This is a genomic window from Pseudaminobacter soli (ex Zhang et al. 2022) (assembly GCF_014595955.1).
In the GTDB taxonomy this organism is placed as follows: Bacteria; Pseudomonadota; Alphaproteobacteria; order Rhizobiales; family Rhizobiaceae; genus Kumtagia; species Kumtagia pseudosoli.
Genome location: NZ_JABVCF010000007.1, coordinates 123,973 through 146,627, shown reverse-complemented (window position 1 = coordinate 146,627; position 22,655 = coordinate 123,973). Strand labels below are relative to the sequence as shown.

17 protein-coding genes and 1 tRNA gene are annotated in these 22,655 nt (G+C 62.9%); 4 read left to right on the top strand and 14 right to left on the bottom strand.

Annotated elements, in window-relative coordinates; translation table 11 throughout:
• Positions 1-59: 59 nt before the first annotated feature.
• Positions 60-2,027 (top strand): BCCT family transporter, encoded by a 1,968-nt coding sequence (locus tag HUI96_RS14520; RefSeq protein ID WP_188255381.1) that lies wholly within the window; start codon positions 60-62, stop codon positions 2,025-2,027.
• A 170-nt stretch (positions 2,028-2,197) separates the two neighbouring features.
• Here the strand turns inward: HUI96_RS14520 and HUI96_RS14515 are convergent, their stop codons facing one another.
• The 13 genes from HUI96_RS14515 to HUI96_RS14455 all read right to left on the bottom strand — a co-directional run bounded on the left by HUI96_RS14515 (position 2,198) and on the right by HUI96_RS14455 (position 18,977).
• Positions 2,198-3,733: a malonate--CoA ligase gene (locus HUI96_RS14515; RefSeq protein WP_188255380.1), complete on the bottom strand. Its 1,536-nt coding sequence runs from the start codon at positions 3,731-3,733 to the stop codon at positions 2,198-2,200.
• Positions 3,734-3,871: 138 nt separating this feature from the next.
• The gene (locus tag HUI96_RS14510; protein WP_188255379.1) at positions 3,872-5,269 is read right to left on the bottom strand and encodes an FAD-dependent oxidoreductase; all 1,398 of its coding nucleotides are present in this window, start codon (positions 5,267-5,269) and stop codon (positions 3,872-3,874) included.
• On the bottom strand, positions 5,262-7,355 hold the full coding sequence (locus tag HUI96_RS14505) for a hydantoinase B/oxoprolinase family protein (protein ID WP_188255378.1): 2,094 nt from the start codon (positions 7,353-7,355) through the stop codon (positions 5,262-5,264). The genes HUI96_RS14510 and HUI96_RS14505 overlap by 8 nt, the downstream gene beginning before the upstream one ends.
• A 2-nt stretch (positions 7,356-7,357) precedes the next feature.
• Entirely contained in the window at positions 7,358-9,382 is a 2,025-nt protein-coding gene (locus HUI96_RS14500; RefSeq protein ID WP_188255377.1) for a hydantoinase/oxoprolinase family protein, read from the bottom strand.
• Between the two features lie 70 nt (positions 9,383-9,452).
• Positions 9,453-10,931: an FAD-binding oxidoreductase gene (locus tag HUI96_RS14495; protein WP_188255376.1), complete on the bottom strand. Its 1,479-nt coding sequence runs from the start codon at positions 10,929-10,931 to the stop codon at positions 9,453-9,455.
• Between the two features lie 64 nt (positions 10,932-10,995).
• On the bottom strand, positions 10,996-12,276 hold the full coding sequence (locus HUI96_RS14490) for an amidase (RefSeq protein WP_210320172.1): 1,281 nt from the start codon (positions 12,274-12,276) through the stop codon (positions 10,996-10,998).
• An 83-nt stretch (positions 12,277-12,359) separates the two neighbouring features.
• Positions 12,360-13,085, bottom strand: coding sequence for an ABC transporter ATP-binding protein (locus HUI96_RS14485; RefSeq protein ID WP_188255374.1), 726 nt, complete (start codon positions 13,083-13,085; stop codon positions 12,360-12,362).
• Entirely contained in the window at positions 13,082-13,843 is a 762-nt protein-coding gene (locus HUI96_RS14480; RefSeq protein WP_188255373.1) for an ABC transporter ATP-binding protein, read from the bottom strand. Before HUI96_RS14480 ends, HUI96_RS14485 begins: the two co-directional genes overlap by 4 nt.
• Position 13,844: 1 nt before the next feature.
• Positions 13,845-14,738 carry a branched-chain amino acid ABC transporter permease gene (locus HUI96_RS14475; RefSeq protein WP_188255372.1) on the bottom strand — a complete coding sequence of 298 codons (894 nt, stop codon included), beginning with the start codon at positions 14,736-14,738 and terminating at the stop codon, positions 13,845-13,847.
• Between the two features lie 4 nt (positions 14,739-14,742).
• Entirely contained in the window at positions 14,743-15,618 is an 876-nt protein-coding gene (locus HUI96_RS14470; RefSeq protein WP_188255371.1) for a branched-chain amino acid ABC transporter permease, read from the bottom strand.
• Between the two features lie 19 nt (positions 15,619-15,637).
• Entirely contained in the window at positions 15,638-16,858 is a 1,221-nt protein-coding gene (locus HUI96_RS14465) for an ABC transporter substrate-binding protein (RefSeq protein WP_188255370.1), read from the bottom strand.
• 100 nt (positions 16,859-16,958) lie between these two features.
• Positions 16,959-18,170 carry a CaiB/BaiF CoA transferase family protein gene (locus HUI96_RS14460; protein ID WP_188255369.1) on the bottom strand — a complete coding sequence of 404 codons (1,212 nt, stop codon included), beginning with the start codon at positions 18,168-18,170 and terminating at the stop codon, positions 16,959-16,961.
• A gap of 15 nt (positions 18,171-18,185) precedes the next feature.
• Entirely contained in the window at positions 18,186-18,977 is a 792-nt protein-coding gene (locus tag HUI96_RS14455) for an enoyl-CoA hydratase-related protein (RefSeq protein WP_188255368.1), read from the bottom strand.
• 327 nt (positions 18,978-19,304) lie between these two features.
• On the opposite strand from HUI96_RS14455, the gene HUI96_RS14450 reads away from it, so the two are divergent.
• On the top strand, positions 19,305-20,018 hold the full coding sequence (locus HUI96_RS14450; RefSeq protein WP_337918385.1) for a GntR family transcriptional regulator: 714 nt from the start codon (positions 19,305-19,307) through the stop codon (positions 20,016-20,018).
• A gap of 540 nt (positions 20,019-20,558) precedes the next feature.
• Here HUI96_RS14450 and HUI96_RS14445 read toward each other — a convergent pair.
• Positions 20,559-20,633: transfer RNA gene (locus tag HUI96_RS14445), tRNA-Gly, on the bottom strand.
• Between the two features lie 474 nt (positions 20,634-21,107).
• Between HUI96_RS14445 and HUI96_RS14440 the strand changes: the two genes are divergently transcribed.
• Together HUI96_RS14440 and trxA are read left to right on the top strand one after the other, a co-directional pair.
• Positions 21,108-21,605, top strand: coding sequence for a prolyl-tRNA synthetase associated domain-containing protein (locus HUI96_RS14440; protein ID WP_188255366.1), 498 nt, complete (start codon positions 21,108-21,110; stop codon positions 21,603-21,605).
• A 65-nt stretch (positions 21,606-21,670) separates the two neighbouring features.
• The gene (trxA, locus tag HUI96_RS14435) at positions 21,671-22,639 is read left to right on the top strand and encodes a thioredoxin (RefSeq protein ID WP_188255365.1); all 969 of its coding nucleotides are present in this window, start codon (positions 21,671-21,673) and stop codon (positions 22,637-22,639) included.
• The last annotated feature ends 16 nt before the right edge of the window (positions 22,640-22,655 follow it).

Genomic DNA, 22,655 nt, shown 5'->3' with positions numbered 1-22,655 from the left:
GATCGAGTTGCCCGCTCAGGCGCGCAAGGAGGCCGAGAGAACGGCGGAGACAACACCAAATGCGATTGCCAGGACTCGCCGGAATTTCACCAATCTCCTTCTACGGGTCCGCAGCAATCTCGCTGGGCCTGATCCTGTTTGCAATTATCGCCCCGAAGGCTGCAGCTAGCCTGTTTCAAGGAGCCAACGACTGGATCGTCGCCGAGGCCGGATGGTTTTACATGCTGGCTGTCGGCGGCTTCGTCATCTTTCTCCTGTGGCTGGCCCTGAGCGGATTTGGCAACATCAAGCTGGGTCCCGATGAATCTGTCCCGGACTACACTTTCGGGACCTGGGTGGCCATGCTGTTCAGCGGCGGGATGGGTATCGGCATCGTCTTCTACGGCGTCGCCGAACCGATCACTCACTTTTCCACGCCGCCAGACGCTCCTGCCCGTTCAGCGCAGGCTGCCCGCGATGCGATGGAGATCACCTTCTTCCATTGGGGCGTACATGCCTGGGCGATCTATGCCGTCGTAGGCCTAGCGCTCGCCTATTTTGGCTATCGCAAGCGCGAGCCGCTGGTGATCCGTTCGGCGTTCACGCCGCTCCTGGGAAGCCGGGTGAAGGGACCGATCGGCGATGTGATCGACATCTTCGCCGTGGTCGGAACTCTGGCAGGCTTGGCCACCTCGCTCGGCCTCGGCGTCGCGCAGCTCAACGCCACCGGTTCCTATCTCTTCGGCCTCGAACAGAACCTTGCGACGCAAGTCGTGCTGATTGCCATCGTCACCGCGCTGGCAACGGTCACCGTCGCAACAGGACTGGACAATGGCATCCGGCGCCTCAGCGAGATGATCATCATCGTCTCCTTCGTGCTGATGGGCCTTATCCTGTTTCTTGGCCCGACGCGCTTCCTGCTACAGGCCTTCGTCGAGAATATCGGCCTTTATCTCAACGGCTTCGTTTCGCGTACCTTCCACATCTACGCCTACGAACCGACCGACTGGGTGGGCACCTGGACGCTGTTCTACTGGGGCTGGTGGATTTCCTGGTCGCCATTCGTGGGCATGTTCATCGCGCGCATATCGCGCGGGCGAACCATCCGGCAGTTCCTGTTCGGGGTGCTGTTTGCTCCTGCCGGGTTCAGCTTCATCTGGTTCACCATCTTCGGCGACGTGGCGATCTGGCTCGACCTCCACGTAGCGGACGGCAATATTTCGCGGACGGTGGCCGAGAACATGCCGATCGCACTCTTCACTGTATTCGAATATCTCCCCTGGTCGAACTTGCTGGCATGGATGACCGGCCTGCTGGTCGCCGTCTATTTCGTGACCGCTTCCGATGCCGGCGCCCTGGTGATCGCGATGATCACGTCGGACGGGGATGAGGAGCCGGTGCTGTGGCTGCGTGTCTTCTGGGCGCTCGTCTGTGGGGGGGTGGCAGCCTGCTTGCTGCTGGCGGGCGGGCTCGGCGCGGTGCAGATGGCGGCGGTCATCGCCGCCCTCCCGCTTTCCATTGTCATGGTGCTGATGTGCTACGGCATCTGGAAGGCGCTTTACGATGAGGTCGCGCTCGCAGCCAGCGCGGCCCTGCCGGCCGCCCCACTTGTTTCCCACGAAGGCGTTTATGTCTGGCGGCGGCGGCTGGGCACCATTCTCGGCCACGCGAGTCGCCGGCAAGTCGCCGACTATCTCGACACCACGGTCGCCAAGGCGTTCGATGCCGTGGTGTCGGAACTGAAAAAGCGGAACATCGCGGCAACGATCGACAGACCCGAGGACGGTTTGCGGCTGACGGTGGACCACGGCGAAGCTGCCGACAACTTTGTCTATGAGGTTCGTCCGGTGAGCCAACCCATTCCCGCTTTCGCGCTGGTGGACTCGGCGCGCCCGGCAGGCGAGCGCAACAACTACTTCCGCGCGGAAGTGTTTTTAGCCCGGGGCGGGAAGGGCTACGACATCTATGGATACGATGTCGACCAGGTCATTGCGGACGTGATCAATCATTACGACCGCTTCCGGCACTACCTTTCGGTAACGGGATGATTGCAGTCACGTGCTGCGGGTCGAATTCGACCACACAATGGCTGGCCCCTTGGGCTGCCTCCGCCCACCCCGTCACTCCACTCGCCCTCAGGGAAAAATCAACGCCCAAAGCGAACGCAGAATTGGTTAGAAGCTTGGGACAACGTCAACCCTATGGAAATCCGATCGCCTTAGTCCGCCGACGTAGCGGCCTCGGAATGGTAGAGTTTGTTGTAGGTTTCGCGCAAAACGTTCTTCTGCACCTTGCCCATGGTGTTTCGCGGCAGTTCGTCCACGAAGATCACGCGCTTGGGCTGCTTGTAGCGCGCCAGCGTGTCGGAAAGCGAGGCGACCACGGTTCTTTCATCCAAGTCGGCCCCCTTCTGCCTCACGACGATCGCCGTAACCCCCTCTCCGAAATCGGGATGCGGAAGACCGATCACCGCGCTTTCGACCACGCCCGGCAGTTGATCGATCTCCGTCTCCACCTCCTTCGGATAGATATTGAAGCCGCCGGAAATCACGAGATCCTTTCCGCGGCCGACGATGGTGACGTAGCCGCGGGCATCGATCGTGCCGAGATCGCCGGTGATAAAAAAGCCATCCTCGCGGAACTCGGCCCGGGTTTTCTCGGGCATGCGCCAATAACCTTTGAAGACGTTCGGCCCCCTCACCTCAATCATGCCGGTCTGTCCGGTCGGCATCGTGCTGCCGCCTTCGGGATCGACCACGCGCAATTCCACGCCGGGCAACGGGAGGCCCACCGTGCCGGCGGTGCGCTCGCCGCTATAAGGATTGGAGGTGTTCATGTTTGTTTCGGTCATGCCGTAGCGTTCGAGGATGGCGTGGCCGGTGCGCTCGCGAAAGTCACGATGGGTGTCGGCCAGAAGCGGCGCCGAGCCTGACACGAAGAGCCGCATGCCGGCGGCAATTTCCCGGTCGAGGCCCGGATGCTGAAGCAGCCGGACATAGAATGTGGGCACGCCCATCATGGAGGTCGCTCGACTCATCAGGGAGAGAATCTGCCCGGCATCGAATTTGGGCAGGAAGAACATCGACGCGCCGCTCGTCAGGATGACATTGCCGGCAACGAAGAGCCCATGCGTGTGATAGATCGGCAACGCATGGATCAGCCGGTCGCTCGAAGTGAAGCGCCAATACTCCCTCAGCGTCAGCGCGTTGGAGAGAAGGTTGTCGTGCGACAGCATCGCGCCCTTGGAGCGGCCAGTCGTGCCGGAGGTGTAGAGAATGGCCGCGAGATCATCCGGGCCGCGCGCCACGTCGGCGAATTCCTTATCGGCCTTCGCCGCTTTTTCTGTCAGGGTACCGCCGCCATGCTCGTCCAGCGTTTCAAAGAGCGCGCCGTGGCTTTCGGCGAGTTTCCGAATACCCTCCGCCGCTCGCGGAGAACCGATGACGACGCGCGGTTCCGCATCACCAACAAAATAGTCCAGTTCAGTCAGGGTATAGGCGGTGTTGAGCGGCAGATAGACTAGGCCGGCACGGAGGCACGCGAGATAGAGCATGAAAGCCTGCGGGCTCTTCTCGACCTGAACGGCGACCCGGTCGCCCGGCTTTGCGCCGGGGGCGACCAGCGTGCTGGCGAGTCGGCCAGAAAGCGCGAGCATATCGCCATAGGTCCAGACGCTCCCGTCCGCCGTTTCAATGAGAACCGCACTGTCGGATGTGATTGCAGCGCGGATGGCGCTGAACATGTGATTGCTCATTCAGTCAGTTCCCTAATCAATCTTGCGGTGCCGCCCGCGGACTCCATGGCCGACGTGATCCCCGTTGCGTATACACCGAGAGTGACCTGACGCAGCCAGCCGCGTTCGACGAACATGGTTCGAACGCGTGGAATCGGGTCAGGAAGAACTCTTGGCCTTAACCGGCACCATGCCTCCCGGCATGAAGCTGGCCAGTGCAACATCGAGCATCGCCGGTTTCCTGCCGAGATCCTCTGCCGCCTCACGGCGGGCGAGCGCCGAACGTACGACGCGTGCGCCGACGTAACGGAACGGCTCGCCGGGAAAGCGTTCGGCCCTATAGTCGACGAGGGGCAGGCGCGCATATTCGTCGTCGAGCCCAAGGCTTATCGACGCAAGGATGCGCCCTCCGAGATGCGACGGACCAACGCCATTGCCGGAATAGCCGAATGCGTAGAACACATGTCCCGGACCTTCCAGTCGGCCGAAGATCGGAAGGCCGGTCATCGTCCGGTCGATTGGCCCGGTCCACGACTTAGTCTTCGGAACCGAGCCGAACTCGGGGTAGAACCACTCCAGCGTTCTCGTGACCTCCTTTTCGAAGCGCGACGCGCCCCCGAAGAGGGTTCCGCAATCATTGCCGAACGCGAAAGACCCGCCACCCTTACCGAACACCATCCGGCCATCCAGGGTGTTGCGATAATAGTTGGTGAAGAGCCGTGAATCCGAAATCGCGACACCCGATCGCAGGTTCAGCCGCTCCAGCAATTCCGGACAGGGTTCGGTCGCGACGATGTCGCTTCCGACCACCAATATGAGGCGGTTCAGTTCCCGGAGCAGCCCGCTCCAGGCATTCATCGCAAGTCCCACACGCGCGGCACGCACCATGCCATTTCGTGTGACGACTTCCGTCGTGCTGGCTCGCTCGAGCCGAACCATGGGCGACTGTTCGAAGACGCGTACTCCCTTGGCGATCGCGGCACGTCGCAGGCCCCTGACCAGCCGTGCGGGCTGGACGGTCGCCGAGTTCGGCGCGAAAACACCGCCGATTTGCCGGAGGGAGCCGGTGCGATGTTGTACCTCATCGCGGGGAAGCTCCTCGAACAACGACAGCCCCGCCCTTTCGAGTGCCTCGGTGGTGCTCAGCCAAGATCCGAGTTGTGCATCGTTGCTGGCAGTCCACAGCCAGCCATCGCGCCGATAGTGCGCATCGATGCCGTGCTCTGCGCAGAAGCTGCCCATCTGCGCGACTGAAGCCTCGCCGAGTTCGACGATGCGGCGCGCATCCTGCGTGCCGAACAGTTTCTCAAGCGTGAGGAACTTGGCTGCCCAGGTCAGGACGAAGCCGCCATTGCGGCCGCTTGCACCGCCGCCACAGATGTCGGCCTCGACGACGACGACATCTGTGGACGGATCAAGTGTCTTGATCGCAATTGCCGCCCAGAGTCCGGTGAACCCGCCGCCGACGATGCAGACGTCGCACGACACGTCGCCGCGCAAAACCTCAAGGGTGTCCGCCTCGGCGGCGAGCGCCTCGTCAAGCCAGAGACTACGCATGGAGAGCATTGCTGCGATCTTTGTTTGCCGGATTTGAAAGCCCAGCCGGGACGTGAGGCATGGCAAGCACGCGAAGCTCGACTTCATCGCCGGGACGGATGCCAAGAACCTTGCGCCCGAACTCGTCTAGCGGAATGCTCTCATCGCCGTCGTCGACCAGCTTCACCCAGGCTCGCAACGGCGCGGGATTGCGTCCGTGCAGTTCGACCAGCGTACCTTGGTCGGCACCGAGCGTCCGGGCTTGCTTCTGCGAAAGGCTCAGCATGCGGTGCCGACCGCGGCGCCCCTCATAGGGGTCGGACTCGTCCCCGCGAACCGTCCACTTCAGGCGTGCAGCCGCAATCTCGGCGCGGCGAGCGGTCGTCGCGCTCTGGTCCACCCGACCGTCGCCGCTGAAGACGACGCCATACCGTTCACTGGCGCGCTCCCGGCTGACATAGCCGCCTTCGACGTCGGCGCGGACCTTTTCGGGATCGCGGGTAAGCGGATCGCCGTAGCCGCCGCCGCCGGCCGACTCCATGATGACAATGTCGCCTTCGCGAAGCTTGAGGCCGGTCGTCTTGCCCGGTGTCGCAAGCGGCCGTTCGTCGCTTCCGCGCATGATCGAGGCACGGACCTGATGCGAAGCGTGCGCGCGCGACATGCCGAAGGGCGGGATGACGGCGCGGTCGCTGAGCACGGAGTACTCGGCCTCGGTGTCGAGCAGGCGCAATTCACGGTGCATGCCAAGACCACCGCGGCTGGCGCCCTCGCCTCCCGAATCCCTGCGCAGTTCACAGCGCTCCACTAGGAAGGGAATTGTCGCTTCCAGGTTCTCGACCGTTTCGATCGACCGCACATTTCCGTGGTCGACATTGACGAAAGCGCTCGACCCGTCATGCTCCGCGAAGCCGCCATTTCCGCCCGCCGGCACCTCCAGATAAACGTAGTTGCGGCGATCGGCGCTGTGATAACCGCCCATGTTGTTCGGGAACGACGTGCCGCACAGATCTCCCGACACATGTTTCAGGGCCACCTGTGACAACGCCCCCAGCATTACGGACAGCGAGCGCTTGCGCACTTCGGCATGGGCGCCGGCCGGGGCGTCGGGCTTCACGTCGACGATCGACGCCTCCGGCGCGGTGAAACTGATCGGCCGGAACGAACCGCCGTTGACGGCTCCGCCCGGATCGAGCGTTGCTTTCAGCGCCACGAAGACGCCCGCCCCTGCGACAGCCAGCGACGAGTTGACCGGGCCCGGGACCTGTGGGTTCGAGCCTGCGAAGTCCGCCACGATCTCGTCGCCCCGGATCGACAGCTTGAGTTTCATCAGGACCGGGTCGAGGACGCCCTCGTCGTAATATTCGAGATAGTCCTCGTAGACATAGTCGCCGTCCGGAAGCGCCGAGATCTGATCGCGCATCCTGCGCTCGGCGCGGTCCAGATTGAGGTTGATGCAGGCCTTGACAGTGTCCTTGCCGTACTTCTCGATCATCTTGCGCAAGCGGCCCTCGGCGATGCGGCAGGCGCCGATCTGCGAATTGAGGTCGCCGAGGCGTTCCGACGGGATGCGCATGTTGCAGAGAACGAGGTCGAGCACGCCCTTGTTGAGTTTGCCGCGATCGTAGAGCTTGAGGGGCGGAATGCGCACACCCTCCTGGAAGATGCTCTGCGCAGTGCCCGAATAGCTGCCCGGCGACATGCCGCCGACATCGGCCCAGTGCGTCCGGACGCCTGGGAACATGAACAGCTCGCCGTCGACGAACATCGGCACCAGCACGGTGACGTCGTTGAGATGCGTGCCGCCTCGATAGCTGTCGTTGAAGAGGATGACGTCGCCGGGAGCGAGGTCTCCGCCGAGGTCTTCCATCACGCAGCGCACGCCCCAGGGCATCGGGATGATGTGGCTAGGCAGGTCGTTGTATTGCGCCACAAGCTCGGCATCGATGCTGAACAGAGCGCAGGAGAAGTCGTCGAGTTCGTAGACTGCAGCCGAATAGGAGGTGCGCACCACGTTCGCCCGCATCTCGCGGACGATGGCAATCAGGCCCTCGGTCACGACCTCAAGCGTGATCGGGTCGATCTTGGTCTTGATCTGCATGTCCATGACTATTGCTCCTTGGTGAGGATCATGACGCCCAGGCGATCGACCGAGCCGTTCCACTGCTTCGGGATGACGGTGACGGAGCCGGATTCCTCGACGATTGCCGGGCCGCTGAAGGTCGCGCCGACTGGCAGTTTTGCCCGGTCATAGACCGGCGTCGCCACGAACTCGCCATCGAACAGGACGTCGCGGCGGCTGGTCTCGGCCTGCTCGAAGCTCCCGCCGAGCGTCCATTCCGGCAGGGACGGCTTGGACATCAGGCCGATGACGGCCAGGCGAAAATTGACGATCTCAAGCGGATCATTCTCGGCCGAATGGCCGTAGCGCTGCTCATGCAGCGTGTGGAACGCCTTGGCATAGGCCGCGAGGTCGATGGGGCCGGCAGGCAGTTCGACCGAAAGCTCCCAGGATTGGCCGACATAGCGCATGCCGCAAAAACGGCGCATCTCGACCTTGCCGGCCTCGATCGCTTCGGCCTCAAGCCCGGCCGCGCCCTCTGCTTCCATCTCGGCGAAGATGCGCTCCATCTCCGCGATGTTTTCGTCGGCGAATGCCATCGGATGGGTGCGCACATAGTCGTGGCGCACGTCGGACAGGATGGCGCCGTAAGCTGAGAAATTACCGGGGTTCGGGGGGACGATCACCTTCGGAATCTCGAGCTCCTCGGCGATCGCCACTGCATGCAGGGGACCTGCACCGCCGTAGGCAAGCAACGCGAATTCGCGCGGGTCGTGACCCATGCCGATCGAGATTTCCTTGATGGCGCTGACCATGCGCGCCACCGCGATCCGCACGATGCCTTCGGCAAGCGAGTGCCTGGTCAAGTCCGCCATGCGCGACACCACGGCGTCTATGGCCGCCTCCGCGAGGTCCGGACGCATGCGGACGGAGCCGGCGAGCAGGCCGTTGGGGTCGATACGAGCCATCACCACGTTGGCGTCCGTCACGGTCGGCTCGGTGCCGCCGCGATCGTAGGAGGCGGGGCCGGGCTGTGCGCCGGCGCTCTGGGGGCCGACGCGCAGGATCGGGCCTGCATCCAGCCAGGCGATCGAGCCGCCGCCGGCGCCGACCGTGTTGATCTCGATCTGCGGCGTGCGATTGGGGAAGTCGGAGATGAACTGCTCGTTGGTGACGGGGACCTGCAGATCCTTGAGCAGACAGACGTCCGTGCTCGTGCCGCCCATGTCGTAGGTGATCAGGTTGCGCTCGCCGATCGCCTCGCCGAGCGCGACGGCTGCCGCGACGCCGCCAGCAGGACCCGACAGGATCGTGTTCACAGGGAAACGGGACGCGCGATCGGCCGTGAAGACGCCGCCGTTGGAGGTCATGATGAAGACGGGCTTCTCGTAGCCGCGTTCGTCGAGCGCCTCGTCGAGCGAACTGAGATAGCGGCTGACGCGTGGCCCGGTATAGGCGTTGAGCACGGCCGTCGAATAGCGCTCGTACTCGCGATATTCGGGCAGCACGTCCGCCGAGGTCGTCACGAAGCAGTCCGGCAGCGCGGTCTCGATCGCCTTGGCGATGGTGCGCTCGGGCTCGGGATTGACGTAGCTATGCAGCAGGCAGACGGCGACCGCGCGCGCTTCGGCCTTGCGTAGCGTCTCGATGACGCTGGCTAGTTCCTCCATGTCGATCTCGCGCAGCGTCGAGCCGTCGCGGAGGCTGCGTTGGCTGACCTCCAGGATGCGGCTGCGCGGGACCAGCGGCGCGGCCTTCAGCGTCTTGATGTTGTAGAGGATCGGGCGGTTGGTGCGGGCGATCTCCAGCGTGTCGCGGAAGCCACTGTTCGTCACGACCCAGACATCGGCCCCCTTGCGTTCCAGAACCGTGTTGGTGCCAAGCGTCAGCCCGTGGATGAGCCGCTCGGCGCTGCTCAGTTTGATGCCGAGCTTTTCGAGCGCGTCGAGCACGCCCTGCTGCGGCTTCGAGGGAGTGGTCGGCGCCTTCTCCGATCTCAGTTCGCCGCGCACCGCGTCGTAGGCAACGGCGTCGGTGAAAGTACCCCCTACATCAATTCCAATCCAGCTCATCTTCGTCCGCTCCAGGATGCGTGATCTTGATTAGGTTGCGCGAGTCTCCACGCGCCGTATCGTCGCTGTCTCATTGGGTCGCGTGCTCCATCTGCCGCTCCGGAACGGCCGGAGGCGCATGCAGAACCTTTCCGGGATTCAGGCTGCCCGCGGGATCGACGGCCAGCTTGATGGCGCGCATCAGGTCGATGCCGACCGGCGTCGTGTAGCGCAGCAGCACGTCCCGCTTCAGAAGGCCTATGCCATGCTCGGCGCTGAAGCTGCCGCCGCGCGCCATCACCGCGTCGAAGACGATCTCCTCGATCGCGTGCTGTGCGGCTGCGAACTCAGCCCGATCCATGTCGGCGGCGCAGACGTTGAAATGAATGTTGCCGTCGCCGACATGGCCGAACGCCACGACAGCCGCCGACGGATAGGCAAGTTCCAGCGTCACCTTTGTGCTCTCGATGAAGCCTGGGATCGCGCTGATCGGGACGGAAACGTCGTGTTTGTAGCTCGGGCCGGCGATGCGCTGCGCTTCGACGCAGCCTTCGCGGATGCGCCAGAAGTCCTGGGCGTCGCCAAGGCTGCCCGCTACGACGCCGTCCGCGATGCGGCCGGCTTCGAGGTTCCGCTCCAGCAGGTCCACCAAGAGGTCGCCGAGGCCGACCCGCGTCTGGCTGGACGACAGTTCGAGCAAGACATAGTACGGGTGCGGTTCGGCGAACGGATCGGCCACGCCGGGAACGTGCTGCATCGCCATCGTAAGGCCGATTCGGGGCGTCAGCTCGAAGGCCGTGAGGAATTCCTGGGCATGCTCGCGCGCATCGAGATAGAGCGCGATCACGTCGTCCAGGCTCGCCAGCGCAAGCAGCGCTGTCTCGATCTGACGGCGCGCCGGGAACAGCCGGAGCGTCGCGCCAGTCACGATGCCAAGCGTGCCTTCGGAGCCGATGAACAGCTGCTTGAGATCGTAGCCGGAATTGTTCTTGCGCAAGCCGCGCAGGTCGCTGAACACCGAACCATCGGGCAGCACGGCCTCGATGCCGAGGATGAGCTCGCGCGTGTTGCCATAGCGCAGCACGGCATTTCCGCCGGCATTGGTGGCGATGTTGCCGCCGATCTGGCATGATCCTTCGGCGTTCAGGCTGAGCGGAAAATAGCGATCGGCCTCAGCCGCCGCCGCCTGCACGTTCTGCAGGATCATGCCCGCATCGACGGTCATGGTGTCGTTGGCAGGGTCGACAAGCCGGACCTTGTTCATCCGCTCCAGGCTGACCACGACGTCGCGCCCGTCGGGGCCGGGCGCGGTGCCACCGCATAGGCCGGTGTTGCCGCCATGCGGCACGACCCCGCAGCCGGCATGGGCGCAGGCAGAGACGACAGCCGATACCTCGGCGGTGGTGGCCGGCTTTACGACGGCCGCCACGCTGCCGGTGAAGAGGCCGCGCCCGTCACTCGCATAAGGCGCGGTGTCGGATTGTGACGATAGGCAGTTGCCGGCCCCGACGATGGCGGCCAGCTCTGCTATCAACTCGTCTCCGTTCGCGAACCCCTTAGGCCCGGACATGACTCTCCCCTTTGCCGGACGTGCCGGCATTCAACAGGTCGGGATTGTGGAGTTGCTGTTGCGGTTACACTTCGGACGCTCGAGTCCCGAGGATCGCCTCGATGCAGCGTGCGTGGTACAAGAACGCGGCGTCCTCGTTGACGAAGCCGACAACCTGCAGACCGACCGGCAGGCCGCGCGGGCCCCGCGCAACCGGCAGCGTGATCGCCGGGTTGTGCAGCAGCGTCCAGAGCCGGATGAAGGCGTTGCTGCCTGTGTCGGTGATGTCGGGGGCCTCGCCCAGCGTCGCCGGCGTGATCAGAACGTCCACATCGCGCGCCACGTCGTAGAAGGCGCGGCGGCGCTGGTCGGCGGCCGTGAGGACGCGGCCGTAATCCTCCGCGCTGTAGGTATCCCCCAGGTCGAGATAGGAGATCAGATCCGGGTCGCACTTGTCCAGGTGGTCGCGGCGGATCTCCTTGAACGAACGGGCGAGGTCGTAGGACATGATCACGTCATGTTCCTCGGCGGCGACGTCGAAGTTCTCCGGCATCTTGAGCTCGACCACCTTCACGCCGGCCTTTTCCAGGCGGCGCACATTGTCGTCGAAGACCTGGTGGATGATCGGCTCGCAATCCTCCCAAGGCTTCGGACGCCAGACGCCGACGCGGAAATCCTTGCGCACTGGCGCCGTGGGATCAAAGCGCGGGTCGCTCATGATCTCGCCCATGACCAGCGTCGTGTCCTCGACGGCACGGCTGATGAGGCCGACCGTGTCGAGCGGACGCGAGTAGCGGCGCAGACCGGCATAGGGCAGCGAATCGATGGTCGGCTTGTAGCCGACGACGCCGCAGAAGGTGCCGGGGCGCACGATGGAGCCACCGGTCTGGGTGCCGATCGAGATCGGCGTCATGAAGTCGGCGACCGACGCACACGAGCCGGCGGAGGACGCGCCAGGGGTGCGCGACAGGTCGTGGGGGTTGCGCGCCGGGCCAGGCAGCATGATCGAGTGGCGCGAGACGGTGTTCTTGCCGAGGATGGAGAAACCCATGTTGCGCGCCATGGTGACGACGGCGGCGTCCACAGTCGGCTGGCGGCCAGGGAAGATTTCCGGGTCGCCGAGCTCGGTCGGCATGTCGGCGGTGTCGATGATGTCCTTGATGCCGAGCGGCACGCCGTCGAGCGGACCCTTGCGCGGGCCGCGATCTGCGCGGCGGGCGTTTTCGAGCGCGCGCTCGCCATTGACGAAGACCCAAGCCTTCACGTCGTCATTGCGCTCCTCGATGCGCTCCAGGCAGCCACGCACCCAGGCTTCGAACGTCAGCCGGCCCGAATCGATTTCCTTGAGTGCCTGGACCAGCGTCAACGCGGCGATCTTGGAGGGCGCCGGCCGCTTCGCCTGGATCTTTGTCTGTTGGATGTTCATGAAATCTCCTCCTGTTGGCTCGGCTATGACGCCTGCACTGGTTCGACGGGTTTACTGCCGAGATAGAGTTCGGCCATCTTTTCGTTGGCCAGCAGCGCGCTGCCTGTGTCGGTCAGCACGATCTTGCCGGAATCGAGAATGTATCCGCGATCGCTGAAGGCGAGCGCCTGACGGGCACGCTGCTCGACCATCAGCACCGCAGCGCCGGTTGCCGGGAGCTTGCGCACCTCGGCGAAGACCAATTCGGTCAGCGCCGGGGAAAGGGCGGCGGATGGCTCGTCGAGCAGGATGAGACGCGGTGACGACATAAGCGCGCGGGCGAAGGCGAGTTGCTGGCGCTCGCCGCCGGAAAGATTGCCGGCCTGGGTGCGCCTGCGGCTCGCGAGCGCCGGGAACATGTCGAACATCTCCGCGATGCGCTTCCGGCTGTCGGCGACCTTCTCGACGACCTGCAGGTTCTCCAGGACGGTCAGCGTCGAGAAGATGTTGCGCACCTGGGGAACGTAGGAGATGCCTATGCCCGCCCGCTTCTCGGTCGACAGGGACCTGAGATCGTGGCCGTCGAACTCGATGCGTCCCGACAGGCGCGGCAGGTAGCCCATCACGGCCTTGATGAGGGTCGATTTGCCGGCGCCGTTGGTACCGGCGATGGTAACGATCTCCCGGGCGTCGACATGCATGTTTATGCCGGTGACGATGTCGACGTCGCCATAGCCGCCAGCAACGCCGGAGAGAGTCAGAAGGCTCATATGACCCCTCCCATATAAGCTTCGCGCACACGCGGGTCGGCGAGCACTTCGGATGGCTTGCCTTCGGCGATGATGCGTCCCCGGTCCATGGCGTAGAGCCTGGGAACGAGACGGGAGAGGCTTGCAAGATCGTGCTCGATGATGAGCAGCGTTATGCCGCGCTGGTTCAGTTCGACGATGCGCTGCGACAGTTCCTCGACAAGCACGGGGTTTACGCCCGCGAATGGCTCGTCGAGCATGATGCAGCTCGGTTCGAGCATCAGCAGGCGGCCCAGTTCCAACAGCTTTTTCTGGCCGCCGGAAAGGCTGCCCGCGGGCGTGTCGGCCACCCTCGCGAGATTGAGGAACTGCAGCATCGAATCGGCGCGCTCGGCCAACTCGGCCTCCTGCCGGCGTACACGACCTGGAGTGATGAAGAGCTTAGCCAGGCTCTCGCCCGCCTGGTTTGGCGGCGCAGCCATCAGGTTCTGGAACACGCTGAGCCTGCTGAACTCGCGCGGCACTTGGAACGTCCGACTTAGCCCCTTTTCCACGCGTTTTTCGATCGATAGCGGCAGCATGTCATGGCCGTCGAACTTCACCTCGCCGCTACTCGGCGTGATGTAGCCGGTGATGGCCGAAAACAACGTGCTTTTTCCGGCGCCGTTGGTTCCGATGAGACCGGTCAGCGAACCCTTCGCCAATTCGATGTCCACGCCGTCGAAGGCGGTGAACGCCCCGAATCTCGCCGAGAGGTTTTTTACGGAAAGCAGCGACATCTCATTTCCCCTTGGAGAACTTGTCGGGGAACAGGCCGTTCGGCCGATAAAGGATCGTGCAGATCAGCGCCATGCCTATGATGAAGAAGCGGACGCTGGCGAGTTGCACCTCGGAGACTCCTCCGACGAAATCCCGCATGAATCGCGAGCCTTCCAGGAAGGTGAGCAGGATGATCGTGCCGACGACGATTCCGAGGATGCGGTTCGGACCACCCACGATGATCGCAATCCAGACGTAGAAGGTTATCAGCGGGACGAACTGTTCCGGCGCGATGAAGGTCACGTAGTGGGCCTGGAAGGCACCGGCGAGACCCGCCAGCGCCGAGCCGAGCATCAGCGAGCGCGTCTTGAAGGCGGCCGGATTCTTTCCGAGCGCGCGAACCGCCACCTCATTGTCGCGGATCGAGGCTATGATGCGGCCGAACGGGCTGCGCACGAGATAGGCTATCAGCGCGAAGACGGCTATGTTTACGACCAGAAGCAGAAGCAGAAGGGTCAGATCCCCGGACGATACGCCCGCCCAGTCGTCGAAGACGCGCGGGAGCCCTGGCACTCCGTGAACGCCGCGCGTCAGCCAGTCCTCCTTCATCAGCAGGATACGGACTGTTTCGGAGAACCCCAGCGTGATGATGGCGAGGTAATCGCCGCCGAGACGCAAGGTTATGATGCCGAGCGGGTATGCGAGCGCTCCGGCGAGAAGCATCGCCGCGAGGAAGGAAACCGGAAGCGGCACGCCCTGCAGCGAGAGCAGACCGGATGTATAGGCTCCAATCGCGAAGAACCCGACATAGCCGAAGTTGACGAGACCGGTGAACCCGTACTGGAGCGAGAGCCCGCTTGCCATCAGCATGTAGATCAACACGCTGATCGAGATCGCGATGAGGTAAAATTCCATCGGATCACCTCACCGCTATGATCTTGCCGAACATGCCCTGGGGCCTGATCAGCAGGACCAGAAGGAGCACGACGAAGGCGAGGACAAGCTTGTAGGATGCACCGACGTAGAGTGATGCTATTTCCTGCGATATCCCGAAGAGGATCATGCCGCAGACCGCACCCACAGGGCTGCCGATGCCGCCCAGGATGACGGAGGCGAAGATCGGAAGGATGAGTTCCCATCCGAGTTCGGGAAGCACGACGGCCTTGAAGCCCATCAACATGCCGCCAAGCCCGCAGAACGCGCCGACGATGACGGACAACGTGATCATGACCTCACGCACCCGTATCCCGCTAGCCGCAGCGAGCTCGGGATTGTCGGCGACCGCGCGCATGCGGCGGCCAAACGCCGTGAAATGAAGCATGAAGAACACGGCGGCCAGCGCGAGGACCGCCGTCGCGGCGACGTACAGATCGGTTGGGAGGATGCGTACGCCGCTGAAGTTCCAGGCTCGGACCAGGGGTGCTTCGATGACGTATTGCGACTGTCCTGCAAAGAAGGTGATGACGCTGCGCACGGCAAAGGCGACGCCGATCGATGCGATCAGGCTCGATACAGGTGATCGCTGCGACAACGACCTAAACACCCAGGCGTAGAAGAAGAGCGACAGGAAGGCTGTGGCCGCCGAGGCAATCAGTGCGGCGGCCACCAAGGAAGCCGACATGAAGGACTGGACCAAAATGGCCGTGTAGGCGCCAAATGTCATGTAGTCGCCGACTGCCGCATGCGGAAAGCGTGCGATACCGAACACCAGGGTTACAGCCAGCGCCGGAAGCGCCAGCAGCAATCCCAGGACAATGCCGTTGATCGCCGCGTTGGTTATGTTGATCCAGTCCATTATAGTCCGCCCTCGACGATCAGGACTTGAGCGTCATGACTTCCTGAAGGGCGAGCTTATTGTCCTCGAAGCCGAAGATGCCGAATGCGGGAGTGGTCTGCCCCGCTTCGCCGAACTCCAGCGGAGACGATGCGCCCTCATAGTCGATCTCCTCGCCTCGTTTCAGCGCAGCGAGTCCTTCGGCGAAGGTCGAGACCTTGTTACCTGGCGCATTGGTTACATTGCGGATTTTGGCCGAGATCTCGGTGCCCTTGGCGCTAGCGCCCGCGAGTTCGATCGCCAAGGCCAGCACGATCACCATATCGTAGGCTGCGGTGGCGAACATTTCCGGCTGCCGGCCGGTCCGCGCGACGAATGCCTCGTGGAAAGCCTTGTAAGCTTCAGTGCTGCTTGCCGGTACGTTGGAGATGGTAGTCGCCTGCGCGCTGACTTCCGGGCCGAGGGCATCTGCGACCGCCTGGGTGATGGACCAGCCGGGCGATATGAGTTTGCAATCGTAACCGGACTGGTACCATTCTTTCAGGATGATGGTGACGTCAGGCGTGTACGAGCTGAGTACCAAGATATCGGGGTTCTTCGACAGCGCCCTGTCCAGTTCCGTGCGATAGCTGGTCTGGTTCGGTTCGTAGACGATGAAGTCGGCAACCTCTCCGCCGCCCGCTTCCCACGTCGACCGGAAATTCTCGGCTTGGGCGACCATCGTCGCATTGTTGTACGCCAGCACCGCCGGATTTTTGAAGCCGCGCTTCTTCGCCACCTCGGCGAAGACAGCCCCGATCACCTTGTTCGATGCGTAGAACTGGAAGACGAGATCCTTGTCGTCCAGGGTCTCGAGTTCGGGCGCGCCACAGACATTGAAAGAAGGCACATTGGCGGCGTTGGTGATGGGCAGGGTCGCCAATTGCACCGACGAGGGCCAGATGCCGACGACAGCCTCGACGCGGTTGATCTCGACCAGCTTCTTGACGGCAAGCACGGCAGCGTCTGGCTTGGTCTGATCATCTTCGGCGAACAGTTCGAACTGCCTGCCCGCGGCGCCGCCTGCGGCATTCACCTCGGCGACGGCGATCTGGATCGCTTCCAGCATGCCGGGTCCGTAGGCGCCGCCAGCGCCCGTGATCGAGTTCAGTGCGCCGAGGCGGAACGCTTCTGCCGCGCCGGCAGTGTTGGAGAGTACGGCGCCCGCCGCAACGGCCGCTGCCAACTTGGCGAACTGACGGCGATCGATCCTGTAGCTCATGTCTAATCCTCCATTGTTTGACGCCGCGGCGCCAATTCCCCTCTCTTTGCCAGTGCTGCCTTGCTTTGTTTTATGGGCGGCAGCCCCTGCGGCCAGTCACCTATTGGACAACCCCGCTCACACGTAGGTCCTTGATCTGCTCCGGCGTGAAGCCAAGGTCCTCTAGGACAGCATCGGTATCGCGGCCCATTGTCGGCGCCGCGAGGCGTATGTCTCCCGGCGTCTTCGAAAATTTCGCCGGGATACCGATTACCTTCATCCGGCCAAAGACCGGGTGATCGACTTCCATGACCATGTCGCGCGCGAGATAGTGCGGATCGTTCATCGCCTGGTGGAAGTCGTTGATCGGCCCGCAAGGAACACTGGCGGCAGTGCACAGCTCGATCCAGGTCGCGGCGTCCCGCTTGGCGAATTCCGCCTCGAGGATCGGCTCCAGTTGATCGATATTGTCCATGCGTTCACTATTGGTGAGGAAGCGCGGATCCTCGACCAAGTCAGAGCGCCCGAGAACGTCGCGGCAAAGACGTTCCCAGCTCCGCTGGTTGGCGGCACCGAGCACTAGAAAGCCGTCGCCGGTCTTGAAGGCTTGGTAGGGTGCGTCGAACCTGTGGCGGCTGCCGGTCGCGCGCGGCACGATGCCCTTCGTGAAATACGCCGCGGCTTCCCAGGCAAACCATGGCAGGCCGCATTCGGCCAGCGAGATGTCAATGTGCTGTCCTTCGCCCGTCTGCAGCTGATGGATGCGGGCCGCCAGGATCGAATAGGTCGCGGTGAGCCCGGCGCCCACGTCGTATATGGCGATGCCCGACTTCAACGGGCGGCCGTCCGGCTCCCCCGTGATGCTCATGATCCCGGTAGCACCCTGCGCGACAAGGTCGAAACCGCCCTTCTTGGCATAGGGCCCGGTCTGGCCGTATCCGGAGATCGAGCAGTAGATCAGCCTGCGATTCAACGCGCTCAGCGTCTTGTAGTCGACGCCCAGTCTCTCGGTGACGCCGACACGGAAATTCTCCACGACGACATCCGCCTCGCGCGCCAACTGGTGGACAATCTCGCGACCGCGCTCGGATTTGATGTCGAGGACGACACCCAGCTTGTTGCGGTTGATATGGGCGAAAGAGGCAGATTCGCCGTCGACATAAGGCCCCATCTGTCGGGAGTCGTCGCCGGAGCCCGGCTTTTCGATCTTGACGATCTCGGCGCCCAAGTCGCCCAGCACCATGGTGCAATAGGGTCCCGCCATGATCTGCGAGAGGTCCAGCACCTTGAGGCCTGCAAGCGGTCCGGTTGCCTTCTTCTGCTTGGCAGTCATTCTTGCCCCCATGATTCAGCGACCGACGAAGTTGGGGCGCAGTTTGGCCGCGAAGGATCGGCGGCCGATTTCATAATCTTCGGATTCGAAGCACGCATAGGCTTCGGCAATTTCGCTTTCGTCGAGCTGGCCAGGCTGCTGCAGGCGACGAACGAACTTCTTGTGCCAGCGATTGACCAGCGGGGCCGAGCGCGCGATGCGCTGCGACGCAGCGTCGGCTTCGGCAACCACCGCAGCATCATCGACGACCCGCGTGACGAGCCCTATCCGGAGGGCCTCCTCCGCTCCGAAGATACGACCCTCCAGCAGCATCTCGAGCGTTGCCGTGCGCCCGATGACCGCCATCAGGTCAGCGAGCTCGGCATGGTCGAGGGTGATCCCGATACGGTTCACAGGAATGCCGAAGCGGGCGCTGTTTCCGGCGATGCGAATGTCACAGACCGAAGCAATTTCTAGCCCCCCGCCGACGCACACGCCCTCGATGCAGGCGACTGTCGGATGGCGGAAGTCCCTCAGGGTGCGAACCATCGCAACGGTGAAGTCCGCGTACTCGCGCGCCAGTTCCAAGCCACTGCGGTTGCCGTCGAAGCCGCCAATGTCGCTGCCGGCACAGAAATCTCCATTCGCGCCTTGGACGACAAGGCAACGGACCGCGTCACTTCCATCAAGCTGCTTAAGCGTCGCACCGAAGTCGCGATACATGTCTAGCGTCAGTGCATTCTTCTTGCCTGGATTGCTCATGGTGAGGCGGAAAAGTCCCTCGCCCTCCTCCCTCAAGCTGATGCCAGATGTCTCGCCCACGTTCATTCCATCTTCCTGCTCGTGCAATCGGCGAACCGCAGGCATGCAACCACCCTCGACGGCGGACACACCGTCCTGAACCGGCTCAGTTGGGGGGGCAGCTAGCCTTGATTGCGTTTCAACGAAATTAGTAATTCATAATTATGGACTGTCAACGGCTGGGGCGGAAATTTTTCCCCGCCCGCGGGACATCTGGGCCCTACCTCCCGCCTAACCCATTGTTGCCACACGCCTTAAGGTGGGCTATGACGCTTGATATATAATTATGCATCGCTATATCGGGGGAGAATTTGGTACGCTGCCCTTGAGCTTCGGAGGAACGCAAAATTGGTTGTGAGGTCGAGATCGGCAGGCGCGAACAAGGCGGCTGCAGTTGGTTCAGCCCGCCGCATCAGTCGCGGCACCCTGCATGAAGAGGTTGCGATCCGGCTTCGCGACATGATCCTTGTCGATGAGCTCAGTCCCGGACAGATCATCCCGGAGATGCAGCTCTGCGAGGAGTTTGGCATCTCGCGCACGCCTATGCGCGAGGCTCTCAAGGTCCTTGCGTCGGAGAACCTGGTTGAACTTCTGCCCGGCCGGGGCGCGGTGGTCGTCCAACCCAGCGCAGACGATGTGATGGGCATGCTTTACGCGATCGGCGCAATCGAAGGTGTCGCCGGTCAACTTGCCTGCCAGTTCATCTCGCCGCGGGAATTTGCCGAAATCCAACAGTTGCACGATCGCATGCTCGCCTACCACGCCGCCGGCGACCGGCTCAAATATTTCGATATGAACCAGCGGATCCACAAAAAGATCGTGGCGGCCAGCAAGAATGTCTTTCTGATCGATCTGCATGACAAGCTAAACATGCGCTCACGGCGTATGCGCTACGTAAGCAACTCGCAGCGGCAATGGTGGGATCAGGCGATCCGCGAGCACGAGCAGATCCTGGCAGCCCTGGAGCGACGCGATGCCGAAGCTCTGTCGGAACAACTCCGGGCGCACATGATGGGATCGTGGAAGGACGTGAAGGGCGTGCTGGCGTCGGACGAAGCCAATCCATAGACCCCGTCCGTTTTCACTTCATAATATTGCAGTGACGGGCTGATCTTTCGAAGCGCATATAGTAGATAAAAGCCTTCTTGGTCACCTCTGAGCGCCGACTGAACCCATACTCAGAGAGGATGGATCAGCGGCAGATGCCGCCGGCCTACCTCACAGCCTTACGCGAAGCGCGGCAAGGTGCCCTCGATATAATCGCCAGCTTCAAATGGGTGAAGGGAGTAGAGCCCCAGCCAAACACGGCGGTGGATCGTGCCATTCGCGGAGTGCGCCGCTTGGCAAGCGAAAAATTGTTTCGTCGCTGCAGTTCACCCCCCATTTTCTAATCCCTCACAAGGGCGACACAGGGAGAAGATCGGGCCGATTCTGGGGCTAAGATTTTCCGAATACTGCAGACGCCGTTATCTCACGCACAGTCAGACTGGTGAACTTGTAACCCCGCGGTAAGCGCGACGTATTGGGTGGTCTCAGCCATCTACGATTCCAACCGCCCGGAAAACACAAAAGCCGCAGAGTTCCGCGGCTTTGAAGGACTTTGGACTTTGGAGCGGGCGAAGGGATTCGAACCCTCGACCCCAACCTTGGCAAGGTTGTGCTCTACCCCTGAGCTACACCCGCTCGCGCGGCGCAAGCGCCGCAAGCCGCGCTTATATGGCCGAAGCGCTTGCCGATTGCAACAGGGAAAAACGAGGAAGGTCCATGCCGCCGCGTCAGGGTGGGCGATACGCCTATGCGGTCTTTCGATCCCGCTCCGCTTGCGAACATCTGGCGCGACTGCCCGGTCCTCTCCTCCTACGGCAGTTCGGGTGTGCACCACCGGGCCCATCATTGATCGTCCGGCCTATCAGTATCTCGATGACACTGGCCATAAACGGCCGCGTTGGCGGCGGCGGTCCATTTTGTCGTGTTCTGGTCGTGCCTCTACACTCCATGGCAGTATGGCCGTATCGGAAAGCATACCCAATGCGGCCGGCATGCTCTGCTGTTCCGAAATTCTCCAATCGGGCTGCACCTTTGACATGGACCGCGCCGTTGTGCATTCCGGAGTGGAGCCTCAATTCCACTCCTCCAGCCAATCCGCAGATCTCGAGCATGCCGAAAACCAGAGCCGATCTCTTCGCCTTCCTCGAATCGCTGGGGATCGAGACCACCACCATCGAGCATCCGCCACTGTTCACCGTCGCGGACTCACAGGCGTTGCGCGGCGAGATCGCGGGCGGGCATACCAAGAACCTGTTCCTCAAGGACAAGAAGGACAGCTATTTTCTCCTCACGGTCGAGGAGGATGCGGTGGTCGACCTGAAGCAGATCCATCACCAGATCGGTGCAGCCAGCCGCGTCTCCTTCGGCAAGCCCGAAGCGCTGATGGAGCTTCTTGGAGTGATCCCGGGCGCTGTCTCATTGTTCGGCTTGATCAATGATAGCGAGCAGCGGGTCAGGTTTTTCATCGACGAGGCGCTGATGGCCCATGACGTCGTCAACGCCCACCCTCTGACCAACGATGCGACGACTTCGATCGGCAGCACGGACCTGTTGCGCTTCGTTCGCGCCACCGGGCATGAGCCGACCATCTTGAAACTGTCCGAATGATAGCCACATGCTGGCCTGCCGGTTGCGGCGAATGGCCACGCAAGCAAGCAGCGGAATTGGGTGAGATGAACAGAGACGACAATCCTTTCGCAGGCGCAAGCGGCGGCTACTCGACCAACGTCCAGTACGGCGGAGCCCCGGGCGGCAATGGCGCGGCCGCAGGAAACGCTGAGATCAAGGACGTGACCACGGCGAGTTTCTCGGCCGACGTGCTGCAGGAATCGCGGCGCCAGCCTGTGCTCGTCGATTTCTGGGCGCCCTGGTGCGGCCCGTGCAAACAGCTCGCGCCGGTTCTGGAAAAGGTGGTCGGCGCCTCCGCCGGAAGGGTCAAGCTGGTCAAGATGAACATCGACGACCATCCTGCCGTCGCCGGCCAACTCGGGATCCAGTCCATTCCGGCCGTCATCGCCTTCAAGAACGGCCAGGCCGTCGACGGCTTCATGGGGGCCGTTCCGGAAAGCCAGATCCGCGACTTCATCGACCGAGTGGCGGGCAAAGGTCCGGGCCCGCAGGCCGCCGAAATCCTTACGGCGGCCACCCAGGCCCGCGAAACCGGCGACCTCCAGACGGCCGTAAACCTATACGAGACGGTTCTGGCCGAGCAGCCGGACAATCCGGAGGCGCTCGGAGGCCTGGCTGACCTGCTGCTGGAGGCCGGCGATCGCGCCGGCGCCGAAGAGGTGCTTGCCAGCGTGCCGGAGGACAAGAAGGACGCGCCGCAGGTTGCGGCGGTGCGCACCAAGTTCGCGCTGGCCGACCAGGCCGCCGCCCTGGGCGATCCGGCCGAGTTCGAGCGGCGGCTTGCCGCCGATCCGGACGACCATCAGGCCCGTTTCGATCTCGCCATGATCCAGAACGCCCTTGGCAAGCGCACCGAGGCGGCTGATAACCTTCTCACGATCGTGAAGCAGGACCGCAGCTGGAATGACGATGGAGCGCGGGCGCAGCTTCTGAAGTTCTTCGAGGCCTGGGGCATGATGGACGAAGTCACCTTGGCCACGCGGCGCAAGCTGTCCTCGCTCCTCTTCTCCTGAGCAAATCGGCCTTGCG